This is a genomic window from Lactobacillus acidophilus, assembly GCF_034298135.1.
Lineage (GTDB): Bacteria > Bacillota > Bacilli > Lactobacillales > Lactobacillaceae > Lactobacillus > Lactobacillus acidophilus.
Genome location: NZ_CP139575.1, coordinates 1,720,122 through 1,735,637, shown reverse-complemented (window position 1 = coordinate 1,735,637; position 15,516 = coordinate 1,720,122). Strand labels below are relative to the sequence as shown.

Genomic DNA, 15,516 nt, shown 5'->3' with positions numbered 1-15,516 from the left:
ATAAAAATTAGGCCTTTATTTTGTAATAAAATCTATTAAATTTAAAACGGGTTTTGATAGTACGAGCTTAGGATTATAAACTAGATAAATTGTACGTGTATTTTTAGAAAATTTAGTTTTTGAAGCCAAAAGGGATCCTTTTTTTGTAGTTACGGTAGTGTCTTCAGTATATAAAGAATAGAAAGTTAAGTCATTTTTATATTTATCGACACTCTCGCAAATACCGATATCATAATTACCATTGTATACTTCAAGACAAATATAATCTGAAATATTTGGATGATAGATATAATGAATCGATTTTGAATTTTGTTTATTAAATAAGGAAAGAACCTGTGGTAAAAAAGTATTTGTTGCAGTAGGAATACAACCTATTTCTATGGTATTATTTTCACCTCTTTTAGCTTTTTTAATATCACGTTTAATTTTTTCAAAGACTGAAATTACAGATTCAGATGTTTCAAGAAAAATTTGACCATATTTTGTTAGTTCTATTCGTCCATTTTTTCGTTCAATTAAGTTACAGTCTAGTTCTTTTTCTAATGATTTGATGGAATTCGATAGGCTAGGCTGTGAGATGTTAAGGTGTTTAGCTGCCTTGGAAAATTGATGTTGCTTGGCTAATTCATTAAAATAGTAAAATTGATTTAAATTCATTTTTTACATCCCAGAACGATAAGAAACATATTCAACTATTATTATATTATTTGTTATTGGTGTAAACAATGGAATAACTTTGGATGAAAGCAAAAACGTAGACATATGAATGTCTACGTTTTTTAGGGATTCATTTTTGATCAAAATTAAAAAAATATTTTTAGTTGTATACACCAACTTGATTAGCATTAACTAAGACTTTTTCTCCATGAGGAGATGTATTAGTTAAGTCAAAGCTTACATCTTTTCCGGCTCTTATACCGTGGTGTTCACCGTTAACCCAATGAGCATTGTTGGTTACGTCATAAACGATACCATTAACTGCAATATAAGCAGGTCGGCCGTTTTTACCATCATAATTTGACAGAGTTTCTTTTGTAAATTGTTTCATAATGAAGAAGCTCCTTTCTATATAAAATTGTCTTAACTTAATAGTAACATGTTGTCACTTAAGAAGATATAATTTGAGCTTCTCTTATGTTTTTCTTACGAAAGATGACCTCGCCAACCTGCAATATCCCAATCTAGGAAGTCATAATTTAGTTTTTTACCATAAACTTTTTCATAAGCAGCAACTTTTTGAGCATAATCTTGTTCCATCATCTTATGTGCGTTTTCATTAGCGCTAAGTGATACATCGGGAAAAATTGGTGGCAGGACATGTACTATATATTTAGTTTCATAGAAGTTAGGATCCTTTTTTTCGATTTTAGGTAGATCCCGTATTTCGACAAAAACAGAAATGATCGGTACATTTTGTTTAGCGGCAAAGTAATAGGCACCACGTTGCAGTTTACGTGGTTTACGATAGTTCCACCACATTTCTTGTTCTGGATAAATCAGAACCCAGTTGTTTTTAGCTAATGCATTACTTAAGTGTTTAGGAAAAATATTAGCTATGTAGCTGGGACTTTGGACTAAAGGAATTGTTCCAACATAATTCATCAAATAACGGAAAAATCCAGGTAATTTTAAATTGGTATCTTCAATTACGATTGAAAGTTGATGTTGCATTTTGTCAGCTAATAATTTAATTGGTAAGGAATCAATTTGATTAAAATGATTTGAAGTTATAACTGCCCCGCCAATAGGTAAATTACTTAAATTTTCTAGTCCTTTAAATTCGATTGAACCAGCTAAAGTTTTAGCAAGAGTATCAAAAATTACGTGGCCAACACGATTATTTAATTTGCTAGAAAAAGTTTTACGATTTTCCCAATATTCATCGACCAGTTTTAGTCTTTCGTCAAGGGATAATTGTGGATCACCGATTTCAACTTTTGCCGTGAAGTCTCGGTCATTAGCGGCTTCTTTGATATTCTTAATTACTTCTTCGCGATTATCTCCAAAGATCATAATTTTACTGCCTCACGTTCTTTAACTCGGGCCCAATTGTTAGGGTCTTGTTCTGTTTTATCTTCTTTTAAAAGCATATGATCAAGCTTTTGGCGATCAGCTTCGCGCTCTTGATCAGTATAATTCTCAAGTTCAGCTTTTAATTCATCATAAAACTTAGTTTCTTTAGCATTTTCCCAGAAATAATCTTCGTATTGTACGCCCTTAAAATGCCATGGTTTAAAGAAAAGATTGTAGTGAATTAATCCAGGATTGGAGATAGGTTCGGTATTTTCATTAGGCATAGCGTCCCAACGTGGGTTAAGGTGCAAAATGCTGCCTTCGCCCATCTCGTTTAAATAATCTTGATCAGGTGCAATACAATCAAAGTGATACTTTTCAAGTAAATTCATGAAATGATAAATGAATTTTTTATCACGAAAGGCTTTAGCATTCATTACTAGCATTCCTGAGTTGATATATTTCTTAGGATCAAGTGACAAAACGTCCTTGATGTATTTAATCATCTTAGGGACAAACTGAATTGAAGAATCAGTACAAGCCCCGAATAAATTATTGCCTAATTCTGTGTTATAGAGCTTGGCTATATCATCATTAACGACAGTATCGCTATCAATATAAATTGCCTTATCGTATTGTGGGAATAATTCTGGAATAAATAAGCGATAAAAGATAGACATAGTGAAAAAATCAGCACGTAAGAAATTTTCTTTACGGTTTTGAATTGGTTTAACTAATTCATCATCAATATGAAAAAATTCTACGTGAACATTTTTACTACCGAGAGCACTTAAATCTTTCTTGTGTTCATCTGATAAATCTTGATTTAGAAAATATACAGTGTAATCTGTATCAGGATTTGTATATTTAACCAGGGAATGTAATGAAACAGCAGCATACTTTGTAAAGTCATCGCTAATGCTGTAAAAAACTGGTACTGTCATAATTTTCCTTTCTTAGTCAATTTTAACGGATTCGTGTTTCTTAACTTTGGCCCATGTGTTAGGTTCATCGACAATCATGTCAACTTTCTTGGCCATCCATTCAAGATCGGCACGAGCCTTTTTACGATCTTCATCGGTAAAGTCGGCTAATTGTTTCTTTAACTCATCGTAGTAAGGTGTAGTTTTGGCAACATCCCAGAAGTAGTGGGCATATTGTACGTCTTCAAAGTGCCATGGTTTGAAGAAAAGATTGTAGTGCACAATCTTAGGATTTTCGATTTCAGGGATGCTTTCGTTAGGCATAGCGTCCCATTCTTTTGGTAGGTGGTAAATCTTATCTTCACAAATTTCGTTCATATAAGCTTGATCTGGGTCAACGTTATCGAAATGATACTTGTCCATGAGGTAATAGAATTTGTCGACAAAATGTTTGTCGCGGAAAGCTTTCATATTAAATAAGATGACACCGTTGTTGATGTACTTTTCTGCGGGCAAAATGCCTTGACATTCCTTGATGTATTTTTGTAAAAGTGGCATATAACGAATAGATAAATCAGGACAACTAGCAAACATATTATTGCCAATTTCAGTATCATATAATTCTGCAATATCTGCGCAAATAATGGTGTCGGCATCTAAATAAACAGCCTTGTCATATTGTGGGAATAATTCAGGGATGAATAAACGGTAAAAAATAGACATGGTGAAGAATTGTGCACGTAAGTAATTTTCCTTAGTATTATGAATTGGTTTAACCATCTCATCATCGATATGAAACACATTAACATGGATATTGTCTGTAGACATGTCTTCTAGACTCTTTTTGTGTTCAGGGCTAATATCTTGGACTAAAAGGGTGATAGTGTAGTCCTTATTTTTATCGGCATGATTAATTAATGATTGAATTGAAACGGAAGCATATGGTGTGTAGTTGTCACTGATAGTGTAAAAAACAGGAATAGTTTTCAAAATAGTTCCTCCTAAAATATTAATTATTGTTATTTCTTTAGATTATCGCGTATTTTAAGATACTCATTGAGCAAGTCGTCGTATTCATGTAAATGAAGTACGCTGTGTACGCGGGCTACATCCCAAGGTTTAACGGTTTGCGTATGGAAGTAGGGCCAGAAGCGAAAACTGGTAGTAAAGTGCTGAATTTTAGTATCTTTTTGTAATTTATATTGTTCATTGTATCGGCGTGGCACAACACGTTTAGCAACAGCCAATTTGTTGATGGCTGATTGGTCTGGCAAGAACATCTTCTTGGTTTGCATCATATGACGTACTTTAGCAAAAAGACCAGTTTGCTTAATTTTTTTCATGTTTAAAAGCAAAACGCCAGAATTTAGGTAGTCAAAAACGCGCTTAGTTTTAATATTGTGAAAGAAAAATCTGCCCCAGTAGTCGAGCACACCGACGAGTTCGATGCCTTTGATATTTTGCTTGTAAAAAGCAGTAATATCGCCGCGAATGGCAATGTCATCATCTAAATAAAGGATGCGGTCGGGAATCTGGGGCAATTCATCCGCAAAAAGCCGCAACATGGCATAAGGCGTAAAACGCGTATTCATGTTGGCAGTTGGTGGCTCTTTTAAGAATAAATCAGTACAATCGATTAACTCTAATGTGTTTTTAGGGTTAGCTTCAATCAATAAAGAGCGAATGTAGTCTGCAGCATGTTTAGAAAATGGTTGATACTTGCGCTCATCACTATGAGCTTCCATGGTTAAAATATACAGATGCAAATCTTTAGCACCTGAATTTTTTAATAAGGAAAGAGTAGTGATTAAAACGCCATCTTCAGCGTTTGCATCACCACAAAAAAGTATATTCATTTTTCCTTGCTATATAAAACATGGAAATATGTAGAAGAAGACGAATTTTCTACATATCAGAAAGATATATTTTTTCCTTTCTTTGTTTTCATTTACTGTCGTCTTCACTAGTATTTTGATATTCCAATATAAGAGTAATCACATTGACTAGCTCTTCAATGTCCTGCATCACTAGCAAAACAAGTTTTGCAGTGAGCGTGGCTCTTACAGTTTAAGGACCTAGCCAGCCCCATTTATTTTGCCAAAGCTAAAAGATTTAGTACTGCATTTTTATCTTGATCATTAAGACTTGGATTATCTTTTTTATTTAGTGTATTGAGCTTCATACATTAACTGCCGAGTTTTTAAGGCTTTATTCCAGCAGGTCGCATAAAGCATCAAGATGATTGTGCATTGTTTTATTAACTTTTTAGCTTAACTACTTGAGTTTTAATCAGCTTCATTTTCCATGTTTAACTTTCTAAGTGAAACTGCTTTTCCATTTTTTTCTACGTTTATCTATATTTTATTAACAGTTAAATTCCTCCTAGTTAGCTATTATCACTTTTTTATTATTATATTTATTCTATATGATACCATGGTTGACTATGTGATTTTTAATTTTGAAGAGTAAAAAAGGTTAAGAGGTGTAGTTCTCTTAACCTTATTTCTTTATATATTGACAATATTCATAGTCGCTAAGTTTAGCTCGCTCATTCATTGTTTCCCAGATCTCATCGTGAAGCTTATTTTGCGCTTCTTTACGGTTTAAAGTTTGATCCGGGTAAAATGGTCCGTCAATGTAAATAACAGCGCGAGGACGCTTGATAAAGCGTCTTTTATGATAGGTTTTGGTCATGACGAAACTTGGTGCATTGAGTTTAACAGGAAAGTGCATACTGGTTGCGTCAAATGGGCGAATCTTCGTGTAATATGGCCAAACGTGTGCTTCAGGATAGATCAAAACTTCGCCCTTTTTATCCTTAATTACGGTTTGAATGGCCTTGATCAGTTTGATCGATTGCTTCATGTCCTTGCCAACGGGAAGACCGCCGTAGCGCACTAGGTATTTACCAATGAAGGGAATGCCCCAGTTAGCTTGGTTAGCTATGGCATAAAAGTTCTTAATTGGAAAAATGGTGAGGGATGTAAAAACATCGCCCATTGGTCTGGTGTGATTGCCATAGATGAAATAGCCGTCATTGACTTGCTTTAGTTTTTCTTTGCCGATTACCTTAACATTGTCAAAAAAACGGAAGATGATCCAGCCAAAGCTAGCCGCAAGGTACCGAGCAATAGTGGACCAGATTTTAGCGCCGTGAGAAGTTGGTAAAATTACGTAGTCATCTGGTAAACTGAAATTTTGGTTGTGGCTATCGACTACGTCGTCGGTAGTTTGATGATAATAATAAATTCGTTTCATTCTTATTCCTTCAAGATAGTTATGAATTAATCTTATCATGAAAAATATTAAGCGAAAAATTGATGCATCAGGCAAAAATTTTTGTGCAATAATATTCCTGAATTCATTGAATAAAGGGATAATTGAGTATGAAACTTAGCAAAAAATTGTTGTTTTCTTCCGCTGTTATTGCGGGACTTCTTTTAAGCGTTGCACCTGCTACTGTTCAAGCTGCAAAACAATTGCCAGTACATGACTATAATAGGATCACTTCTGCGTACATCACTTTCCCTAAGGATACAGATGTTTACAATGCAGATGGAACCATTCAAGATCATAATGGTCAAAAGATAAGCAGACAAAAAGGCTGGTTAAAGGTAGACAAGTTGGTTTATATTTGGGTACCAAGTGAAAATAAGGCTGAATTATTCTATCACTTGGTAGGTACGAGTTTTTACGCAAGCACAACACCAACTGCTCGTAAGAGCAGGATTGAGGTGGGTCATAATGCTTATGTAAAAGCTAACGATGTCAAAGCCATTGACGTAGGTTTGAAATTAACCCCATCAAATACAGCCGCTGAAGCAGAAGCTGCTGCGAAAAAGTAAAACTTATAAATAATAAAATCCTGTCCGTTGTGATACGTTTCCTGTCAAGTAGACAGTAGAATGCATAAAGCTTTTATTCCTCAGTTGATTAATAATCAGCTGAGGATTTTTACTTAGTTTTTTAGTTAGTAAGTAGAACCCCCTTTAAAAAAAATCATGGATATTCATGATTACGTTGAACTAATAGCTCTAGCGTTTTGGGTTATTAGTGTTGTAAGTCTTGAGTCATGTTCACTTTAAGAATAAACGGCTAGAAAGATTGCGTATCGTTACAAGCAATCTAATGAAAAGCTGCATCAAGTTGCAATTAGCTGAATTAACTTCTTGTTTAATTTATTTCCAGCACAATGATATTAAGTAGACAGTTTTATTTTTAGTTTTACTATGATACTATTAATAAAAAATTAAATGATATTTAAAATCAAGTGAGCAATTAAATGAACTTAAAAGATCTATTTAAAACTAACAAGCTTAGATTTATCGCTATTTGCCTTTTAGTAGCAATTGAAATTTTATGTGCTACCAGTGTAACTTATTTTATGACGCCAGCTTTTAATTATATTAAGCAGAATAAATTAAATATATTTTTAATTTTTATTATTTTCTCAGCTGCTTTGCAATTACTAGATACAATTTTGCAATCTATTAATATGGTTCTCTATAATCAACAAGTTCAGGACTATATTCACAATATTAGAAATAATATTAGTAGATATTTTTTTCATAAGAGCGAAGAAAAAGTCGCAGAAATTCAAAATGATTTAGATACAAATATGCAGGAGCTGACTTCTAAGTACACTACTCCTTTATTAGTTCTAGGCAGGAGAATATTAACAATCCTATTCTCTATTGGAGTATTATTTACATTCAATTGGAGTTTAGTAGTTTTAACATTATTGTTATCTTTTATTGGTTTATATCTACCCAAAATATTTGAAAAAGTTACTTCCTCAGCTACCTTTGAAGTTACTAAGAAGAATGAACAATTACTTAATACAATTGGAAAATGGGCTCAAGGTTTAAGTGAATTAAGGCGATACGCGAGTTTAAAAAGCTATAAAAAAGCTATTCAAAATTCTACTTCTGAATTAAAAAATGCTACTATCAAAGATTGTTATTGGGGTAATTGGGCAACAGCTGCAACTTCATTTGTTTCTCTTTTAGGAATAGCATTATTGCTTTTTCTTTCAATATACTTGTATGCAACAGGTCAAATCGTCTTTGGTGCGGTAATTACTTCTGGAATCTTTGCTAATCAGATCATGAATTCAGTTACTTATTTGGCAGATAGTATTAACCAGATTAAATCTTCCAAAAAGCTAAGACAAGAAATTAGTAAATTGCAACAACCAGTAGAATTTACAGTTCCAGACAATTCTGCTCAAAATATTGCTCATATTGAAGTATCAGATCTACAAGTTTCATTTAAGAATGGAGAAAATATTTCTTATCCTCATATTCAAATTAATAAAGGCGAAAAAGTACTGCTTAGTGGTGATAGTGGTGTAGGCAAAACAACGCTATTTAAAGTTTTATTAGGTCAAATTAAACCCAAAAGAGGTCAGATTATTTATAAGAATGAGCAGGGCCAATCTTTTATGCCAGATTTAGAGCGCATTGGCTATATTGCACAAGATAATACATTATTTCCTGATACTATTGAAAATAATATTACGATGTTTGATACAAAATTAACTGGAAAAGTTACAGAAGCAATTAAAAAGGTTAAATTAGATAAAGATATCAAAAAGTTTCCAGCTGGAGTAAAAACAATGGTTGATTTAGATCATGGAAACATATCGGGTGGGCAAAAGCAAAAGATAGTTTTAGCTAGAGCTGATATTCATAACAGTGATTTATTATTAATCGATGAAGGTACTAGTGCGATCGACAGTAAGGCTACTAAAGAAATATTAAAGGAAATTCTTAAATCAGATCGAACGATTATTATGATTGCACATAATCTTTCTCAAGAGATGATTGCAATGTTTGATTACAAAATTGATTTGAGAAAGATGGAGGTAAACTAGTATGTCTTTTAAGGGTTTCGTTACGACAAATAGATTGCGTTTCTTCTTCATCACTTTTTTATCTATTTTGTCTGGAGTAAGTGGGATTTTGGCTGGTTATATTCAAATGTATTGGTTAACGTACATTAAGAATAAGGCATGGCTAGAAGTGGGAATTACTACCGGTTTAATGATACTTTGTTGGTTCTTTGCCCAATCTATGATTTATTTTGTGCAATATTTGAATAATGTGCAAGAAGAAGAATATTTTAAACAGCTTCGTGATCAAATAGCTGATCATTATTTTAAAGATGGCAAATTTCATAAAGTTTCTGCGTTTCAAAATAGGTTAACCAATGATTTTTTGATTGTAAAAAATAATTTTTTTGAATGGTATGTGATTGTGCCTTTCTATGGGTCAATGCTAATAGCTTCTTTAATTGCTTTGCTAACAATTCATTGGTTAATTTTTATTTTGAGCTTAATAATTGATGCTATTTCATATTTCTTGCCTAAATTAATTGATAAAAAGCTGGAACAGGCAACAATTAATGTTTCAGATAGAAATAAGGATTATCTGAATGTAATAAGCCAATGGTTCTCTGGTTTAAGTGAACTAAAAAGATATCTAGCTGGTAATAAATTGTTGAAGGTCCAAAGTAATGCTTCACATGAATTGGAAAAAGCAAATGTGAAGCAAATTACTATGCAGCAAATATTAAGTATTTTAAACGGAATTGGTGCATTGCTTTCGACAATTATTTTATTAGGCGTAACAGGTCTTCTAGTAGAGCAAAAACTAGTTATTTTTGGTGCTATTTTGTCAGTTCAAAATTTTGCTAATAATGTCGCATTTGGGATGCAAGAAACTATTGAAGGACTAACGATGATGCGATCAGCTAAACCTTTAATGATGGATATTAGTCGAGATGCTGCTGAGATTGCAATGTTGGATAACTCAAATACAGAAGTTCCGTTTTTAATTCAAACTAAAAACTTGGCTTTAGCTTTCCCTAATGGCGAAACTTTGCAATATCCAGATATTACCGTTAAACAAGGCGAAAAAATACTAGTAACTGGTGATTCCGGCTCAGGTAAAACTACGTTGTTTAAATTACTATTGGGGATAATTAGGCCAAGTCAAGGTAAAGTCGAGTTTAAGGATAAAAATAATCATAGTATTAAACCAGATATGTCAAAGATTGGTTATATTCCGCAGGATCCAAATCTGTTTCCAGGTACTATAAAGCAAAATATTACGATGTTTAATGATAAATTGAACAATAATATAACTGCTATTTTAAAGGATGTTGATTTGGATAGTGATATCAAAAAATTTAAAAGTGGTATCGATACAGAATTGAATTTGGATAAACTAAATATTTCAGGTGGACAACGACAAAAGATAGTACTTGCTAGGGTAAAAATTCATGATTGTAAGATAATCCTAATTGATGAAGGGACAAGTGCTGTCGATAAAAAAGGGACTTTAGATATCTTACAAAATCTTGTGCAAAGTAAAGATACAATCATATTTATTGCTCACAACTTTAATGAAAAGATGTGTAGCCTGTTTGATCGAAAAATTGAACTATATAACACAAGAGGTAAATAGAAAAAGCTACTTCTCAATGAAGTAGCTTTTTGCATATCAAATTTTAAGCACAAAAAAAGCACCGACTCCTCGCAGTGCCATTTTCATATTATGGGTGGCCAGGGGATCGAACCCTGGACCCACGGATTAAGAGTCCGTTGCTCTGCCAGCTGAGCTAGCCACCCATGTATTGAATCAATCAACAGATATTATTATGCAATTAATCAAATAAAAATGCAAGACTTTTTTAAAATTTTCTTTGATTTTTTTGGCTAATGTTACAAAATTCAGTATAATGTAAGAGCAAAGGAGGCATTCTCGATGCCAAAAAAAATTCTCGTCGTCGACGATGAAAAGCCTATTTCCGATATTATCAAATTTAATTTAACTAAGGAAGGCTTTGACGTCGACACTGCCTATGATGGCGAAGAAGCTGTTAAAAAAGTTGACGAATACGACCCAGATCTAATGATCTTGGATTTAATGTTGCCAAAAAAGGATGGACTAGAGGTTGCTCGTGAAGTCCGTCAAACGCATGATATGCCAATTATTATGGTAACTGCAAAAGATACTGAAATCGATAAAGTTTTAGGACTCGAAATGGGTGCGGATGATTACGTAACTAAACCATTTTCTAACCGTGAATTAGTTGCTCGGGTTAAGGCTAACTTACGTCGCCGCGATATTGTTAAAAAAGCAGAAGCTGCAAATCAAGAAGAACCCGATAAGAATATTAAGATCGGTAATTTGGTTATCATGCCTGATGCCTATATTGTAGAAAAGAATGGTAAGAAGATTGAACTTACACATCGTGAATTTGAACTTCTTTACTATTTAGCTCAACATATGGGCCAAGTTATGACACGTGAACATTTATTACAAACTGTTTGGGGTTATGACTACTTTGGTGATGTACGTACTGTTGATGTAACTGTTCACCGTTTGAGAGAAAAGATTGAGGATAACCCAATTCAACCTCAAATTTTGGTTACTCGTCGTGGTGTCGGCTACTATGTAAAACAGCCAAGTGAAGGATAATAAAGAAAGCCACAAAACTGGAAAAGTAAGTGGCTTTCTTTTTGTATTTTTTAGATGTTGAATAAATAATGAAAAAACTCAGAATAAAACTAAACACTACATTTAATTCAATTAATACTAAATTAGCAATTGTATTTATGCTGATGTTGCTTGCAACTATTGAAGTTATTGGTGCTTATTTTACTAGACAGCTCGAACAAACTAGCATTGAAAACTTTCAATCATCTATTCAAATTCAAACTATTGTAAGTAATCAGTTAGCCAATCAATTAGCTAGTGATAATAAAAATGCTAATGATCGCTTAAACCAGATTGTTAATGATTATAACAACGATGCAATTAGTGAAATTATTGTAGTTGATAATAAGGACACGATCCGTGCTGTATCTAACTTAAATGATAAAAGTAAGATTGGGCAAAGAATTAATAATACGGATGTCAAACAAGTAATTTCAACGGGGCATCAGATCAATAAAGTGATTGATGATCATGGAAATTATATGATTCAGATTTCTCCACTAACGAGTGGAAATGGTTCTAATAATAATGTAGGGGCGATCTATGTCAAAGCAAGCATGCAGGATGTCTTTAATAACTTACGACAAATTTCTCTTACTTTCTTAATTGCTTCTTTAATTGCAGCTTTACTTGGAGCATTTTTGGCACTAGTTATTTCCCGTGCAATTACGCAACCAATTGAAGAAATGCAAAAACAAGCGTTACATATTGCTGACGGAGATTATTCAAGCCAGGTAAAAATTTACTCTAACGATGAATTAGGACAGTTAGGAAAAGCATTCAATACACTTTCAGTTCGTATTGAACGGTCGCAAGAAGAATCAGACAGTGAACGCCGTAGATTAGACAGCGTACTTTCCCATATGAGCGACGGAGTGCTAGCAACCGATCGTCATGGTAATGTTAGTGTAGTAAATCATATGGCTCTTACCTTTTTGAATGCTAAAGAAGAAGATGTAATCAATAAGCCAATTGCGGAAGTATTAGGATTAAAAGATACTTCGTCTCAGGATCTTATTTCAAGTCAGAAAGAGATTGTGATTACTCTTGATGAAGGTACGCGTGATGAAATGATTTTGCATGCTAGCTTTTCTTTAATAAAACGTGTAACAGGATTTGTTTCTGGTAGCGTATGTGTTCTGCATGATGTAACGGAACAACAAAAGAATGAAAATTCACAACGCCAATTCGTTTCTAATGTATCTCATGAACTTAGAACTCCATTAACGAGTCTGCAGGCATATATTGAAGCGTTAAATGAAGGGGCATGGAAGGATCCAGAAATTGCACCAAAATTCTTGGAAGTAACGCAACAAGAAACAGGTCGAATGATTCGCATGATTAACGATTTACTTAGTCTTTCAAGAATGGATCGTGGTGTTTCAAAGATGGATTTAGAATTTGTTAATTTAAACGATTTCGTTAACCACATTCTTAATCGTTTTGATATGATCGTTAAAACGGATAAAAATAAAGATCATAAAAAGAAATATACTATTAAACGCGAATTAGGAAATCAAGCTCTTTGGGTAGAAATTGATACTGATAAGATGATGCAGGTAATCGATAATATTATGAATAATGCGATTAAGTATTCGCCAGACGGTGGTGTAATCACTGTTAGATTAACGCAAAATCAGAATCATGTTATCTTGAGTATTTCTGACCAAGGATTGGGTATTCCAAGAAAAGACTTAGCTAAGATCTTTGATCGATTCTATCGTGTAGATAAGGCTCGTTCACGTGCACAAGGTGGTACAGGATTAGGGTTGGCAATTGCCAAAGAAATTGTAGAAGCTCACCACGGCCGTATTTGGGCTGATAGTAGCGAAGGTAAAGGTTCGACATTTTATATTTCCTTACCTTATGAACCAATGACAGAGGAGGATGACTGGGATGAGATTTAAATTCAAATTTGGTGAATTTTTCTTAGGTTTAGGAACTTTTCTTGTCATAGCTCTTTCGATAGTTCTATGGATTTTCATTATGACAAGCGATCAGCGTTTTAGTAATATTGGACAGAATCAAAACAACACATCTAAGCAAGAAGCGAGAAATCATAGTGCCAAGTCTCTTTATGATTTGTTTATTCCTACTACAGCGTATGGTTTTTCTGATGGTAAACTTTGCCAATTATATGATTCTAACAATAATTTAACTCTTGAGTTTACTAAGGAGATAAAAAAGGCAAAGGCAGATAATAAAATTAAAAAAATTGTTAACTCAAGGGATGCATATGAAAATTATTTAAATAGTCCAGAATATGTTCAACTTGTTTATCCTGATGAAATCACATTTTCTTTGTTTAATCATTTGAATAATAAAACTGGTGATAATCGTGAATTTAATCGATTTTTTGTTTCTAAATCTAATCATTGGATTTATTTAGGTAATGATCAAACCAGTGAAATTTATCGTATAAAAATTCGAGGTGCTAATTTTAATAAGCTGCGTAAATATGCCAAAGATGCTAAAAGTAAGAATCCTGTTCGTTTCGTTCGATTAAAAGAAGGATACTCACCTTTTTACAGTAGAGAAACTGAGGGGAGAGTTTATAGTTACTTAGTTAACCATCAATCATATTCATATTTTGTTTCACGGCTACTTGGTACGTCTGGCGTAACTAGTAAAACAAATAAGAATGGTCAAACGATATACTCACTTAACTATTACACTAGATTAAGAGTGCCAGACCAAAAATCAGGTGAACATAATTACTTATATACTCATTTTGAGAAAAATAAGATTCCAAATGCGACGAATCGTTTGCTTGATAGTGTTTATTATGTTCATCAACTAGGATTAACTGAGCAAGATTTGCGTTTCTTTGATGCTGATGGTACTAATGTTAGCTATTTGAACTATATTGAAGGAATTCCTGTATTTTTAAACCAGCATGACTTACAAATAAGAACTACTTTTTCAACAGATTCAATCAATGTAGCATTTAATAGTATTAACTTTCAAATTCCTATCCCATTCGATGGGCAAACTCAAGCACTTAAGCCGACTGATGATGTGGTTGAGGAATTGTCTGCTCATGGATTAAGCGAAGGTGATATTCAAAGAATCGTTGTTGGGTTCAGAATGGAAAAAGATACTAGTCATCATAGTTTAATTAACTTAATTCCAACTTATTATGTAAAAGCCTATGATGAGTGGAAGAGTGTCAGTGAATGGAAAAAGCAAGACTTAGCTACTTATCGTAAATTTAATAAATCTAATAGTAGTGAAGGGGTGAGATAATTGGATTATAAACGAATTGAATGGTTGTTTTTTATTGTTTTCTTATTAATCGATATATATTTAGGAATAGAGATTCTACGTTCACCCGTTAACCTAAGTAATGCAGATACTTCTTCAAGAAGCGTAACTAGTATTCGTTCAGAAATGAAATCTGATAATATTGATCTACCAAATAAAATTTCGAGCACACCATCTTCTGGTTATTATTTAGCTACTAAAAATAAAGATTTTATTTCAGGTAAAGTAAGCACGTTAACTAACGTAGATGCTCGTTATTCTAAGGCAGATAATGCATTATACGCTACACCTAAAGTGACTACTTTGATCAGTAAAAAGCCTGATGAGGCGTTGAAACAATTGAATAAATTTAAAAATGATCCCAAAAACGTCCCATATGGTAAAGAGTTTAAATATGAGCCAGATATGTCTAGTGATGATAATTATGTTTTCGTACAGACTTCAGATTTTGGTGAAATTTATGCTAATTCTGCTCAGCTGACCATTGCAGTTAAAGATAATCAAATCATCAACTATACTGAAACTTATATGGGAAAAGCTAGCCCAGTAAGAGAGTTACAATCAACGATTAGTGCATGGCGTGCAATTCGAGCTATGTATACTGATCGTGAATTAACTAATAATTCCAGAGTAACGCGAATCAAATTGGGATATTCAAAATTAACTGAGGTTCGAGGCAGTACTATTTTGCTTCCAACTTGGTTAGTTTGGGTAGAAAATAAGACTACTAAGAATATTACGCTAAAGAGAGTTAATGCATACACAGCACAAATGCTGCAGTCGAGTACTTATAACGTAGAAAAGTAGGGAAA

At 33.3% G+C, this 15,516-nt stretch carries 13 protein-coding genes, 1 tRNA gene and 1 pseudogene; 7 read left to right on the top strand and 8 right to left on the bottom strand.

Features of this window, described 5'->3' with window-relative positions; all coding sequences use genetic code 11:
* Window positions 1–15 precede the first annotated feature (15 nt).
* The 7 genes from SO785_RS08375 to SO785_RS08345 form a co-directional block, all read right to left on the bottom strand.
* The gene (locus SO785_RS08375) at window positions 16–657 is read right to left on the bottom strand and encodes a LysR family transcriptional regulator (RefSeq protein WP_003548560.1); all 642 of its coding nucleotides are present in this window, start codon (window positions 655–657) and stop codon (window positions 16–18) included.
* 160 nt (window positions 658–817) lie between these two features.
* Entirely contained in the window at window positions 818–1,048 is a 231-nt protein-coding gene (locus tag SO785_RS08370) for a cytochrome b5 domain-containing protein (protein WP_003548562.1), read from the bottom strand.
* Between the two features lie 95 nt (window positions 1,049–1,143).
* Complete coding sequence (locus tag SO785_RS08365; RefSeq protein ID WP_003548564.1) at window positions 1,144–2,013, bottom strand: lysophospholipid acyltransferase family protein; 870 nt, start codon at window positions 2,011–2,013, stop codon at window positions 1,144–1,146.
* Window positions 2,010–2,957 carry a glycosyltransferase family 8 protein gene (locus tag SO785_RS08360; protein WP_011254020.1) on the bottom strand — a complete coding sequence of 316 codons (948 nt, stop codon included), beginning with the start codon at window positions 2,955–2,957 and terminating at the stop codon, window positions 2,010–2,012. The genes SO785_RS08365 and SO785_RS08360 overlap by 4 nt, the downstream gene beginning before the upstream one ends.
* A 12-nt stretch (window positions 2,958–2,969) precedes the next feature.
* On the bottom strand, window positions 2,970–3,926 hold the full coding sequence (locus tag SO785_RS08355) for a glycosyltransferase family 8 protein (RefSeq protein ID WP_003548569.1): 957 nt from the start codon (window positions 3,924–3,926) through the stop codon (window positions 2,970–2,972).
* A gap of 29 nt (window positions 3,927–3,955) precedes the next feature.
* Window positions 3,956–4,792 carry a glycosyltransferase family 8 protein gene (locus tag SO785_RS08350; protein ID WP_011254021.1) on the bottom strand — a complete coding sequence of 279 codons (837 nt, stop codon included), beginning with the start codon at window positions 4,790–4,792 and terminating at the stop codon, window positions 3,956–3,958.
* A gap of 643 nt (window positions 4,793–5,435) precedes the next feature.
* Window positions 5,436–6,194 (bottom strand): lysophospholipid acyltransferase family protein, encoded by a 759-nt coding sequence (locus tag SO785_RS08345; protein WP_011254023.1) that lies wholly within the window; start codon window positions 6,192–6,194, stop codon window positions 5,436–5,438.
* Window positions 6,195–6,397: 203 nt separating this feature from the next.
* On the opposite strand from SO785_RS08345, the pseudogene SO785_RS08340 reads away from it, so the two are divergent.
* From SO785_RS08340 to SO785_RS08325, 3 genes and pseudogenes are all read left to right on the top strand, one after another.
* A pseudogene (locus SO785_RS08340) lies at window positions 6,398–6,781 on the top strand (hypothetical protein); the annotation flags it as partial.
* A gap of 437 nt (window positions 6,782–7,218) precedes the next feature.
* A complete protein-coding gene (locus SO785_RS08330; protein ID WP_003548575.1) occupies window positions 7,219–8,811 on the top strand; it encodes an ATP-binding cassette domain-containing protein in 1,593 nt (530 codons plus the stop codon).
* Between the two features lies 1 nt (window position 8,812).
* Window positions 8,813–10,405: an ATP-binding cassette domain-containing protein gene (locus SO785_RS08325; protein WP_011254025.1), complete on the top strand. Its 1,593-nt coding sequence runs from the start codon at window positions 8,813–8,815 to the stop codon at window positions 10,403–10,405.
* A 91-nt stretch (window positions 10,406–10,496) separates the two neighbouring features.
* On the opposite strand, the gene SO785_RS08320 is transcribed toward SO785_RS08325, so the two are convergent.
* A tRNA-Lys gene (locus SO785_RS08320) sits at window positions 10,497–10,569 on the bottom strand.
* A 136-nt stretch (window positions 10,570–10,705) separates the two neighbouring features.
* Between SO785_RS08320 and yycF the strand changes: the two genes are divergently transcribed.
* The 4 genes from yycF to SO785_RS08300 all read left to right on the top strand — a co-directional run bounded on the left by yycF (window position 10,706) and on the right by SO785_RS08300 (window position 15,511).
* The gene (gene yycF, locus SO785_RS08315) at window positions 10,706–11,422 is read left to right on the top strand and encodes a response regulator YycF (protein ID WP_003548578.1); all 717 of its coding nucleotides are present in this window, start codon (window positions 10,706–10,708) and stop codon (window positions 11,420–11,422) included.
* A gap of 68 nt (window positions 11,423–11,490) precedes the next feature.
* Complete coding sequence (gene walK / locus SO785_RS08310) at window positions 11,491–13,347, top strand: cell wall metabolism sensor histidine kinase WalK (RefSeq protein WP_035654217.1); 1,857 nt, start codon at window positions 11,491–11,493, stop codon at window positions 13,345–13,347.
* The gene (locus SO785_RS08305) at window positions 13,337–14,686 is read left to right on the top strand and encodes a YycH family regulatory protein (RefSeq protein WP_003548582.1); all 1,350 of its coding nucleotides are present in this window, start codon (window positions 13,337–13,339) and stop codon (window positions 14,684–14,686) included. Before walK ends, SO785_RS08305 begins: the two co-directional genes overlap by 11 nt.
* A complete protein-coding gene (locus SO785_RS08300; protein ID WP_003548584.1) occupies window positions 14,687–15,511 on the top strand; it encodes a two-component system regulatory protein YycI in 825 nt (274 codons plus the stop codon).
* Window positions 15,512–15,516 lie beyond the last annotated feature (5 nt).

What these genes read in the sequence shown, in the direction of transcription:
- SO785_RS08350 (WP_011254021.1), bottom strand. Translation starts at nt 4,792, where the DNA reads ATGAATATACTTTTTTGTGGTGATGCAAACGCTGAAGATGGCGTTTTA.
- SO785_RS08325 (WP_011254025.1), top strand. Translation starts at nt 8,813, where the DNA reads ATGTCTTTTAAGGGTTTCGTTACGACAAATAGATTGCGTTTCTTCTTC.
- SO785_RS08305 (WP_003548582.1), top strand. Translation starts at nt 13,337, where the DNA reads ATGAGATTTAAATTCAAATTTGGTGAATTTTTCTTAGGTTTAGGAACT.
- SO785_RS08330 (WP_003548575.1), top strand. Translation starts at nt 7,219, where the DNA reads ATGAACTTAAAAGATCTATTTAAAACTAACAAGCTTAGATTTATCGCT.
- yycF (WP_003548578.1), top strand. Translation starts at nt 10,706, where the DNA reads ATGCCAAAAAAAATTCTCGTCGTCGACGATGAAAAGCCTATTTCCGAT.
- SO785_RS08360 (WP_011254020.1), bottom strand. Translation starts at nt 2,957, where the DNA reads ATGACAGTACCAGTTTTTTACAGCATTAGCGATGACTTTACAAAGTAT.
- SO785_RS08345 (WP_011254023.1), bottom strand. Translation starts at nt 6,194, where the DNA reads ATGAAACGAATTTATTATTATCATCAAACTACCGACGACGTAGTCGAT.
- SO785_RS08370 (WP_003548562.1), bottom strand. Translation starts at nt 1,048, where the DNA reads ATGAAACAATTTACAAAAGAAACTCTGTCAAATTATGATGGTAAAAAC.
- walK (WP_035654217.1), top strand. Translation starts at nt 11,491, where the DNA reads ATGAAAAAACTCAGAATAAAACTAAACACTACATTTAATTCAATTAAT.
- SO785_RS08375 (WP_003548560.1), bottom strand. Translation starts at nt 657, where the DNA reads ATGAATTTAAATCAATTTTACTATTTTAATGAATTAGCCAAGCAACAT.
- SO785_RS08365 (WP_003548564.1), bottom strand. Translation starts at nt 2,013, where the DNA reads ATGATCTTTGGAGATAATCGCGAAGAAGTAATTAAGAATATCAAAGAA.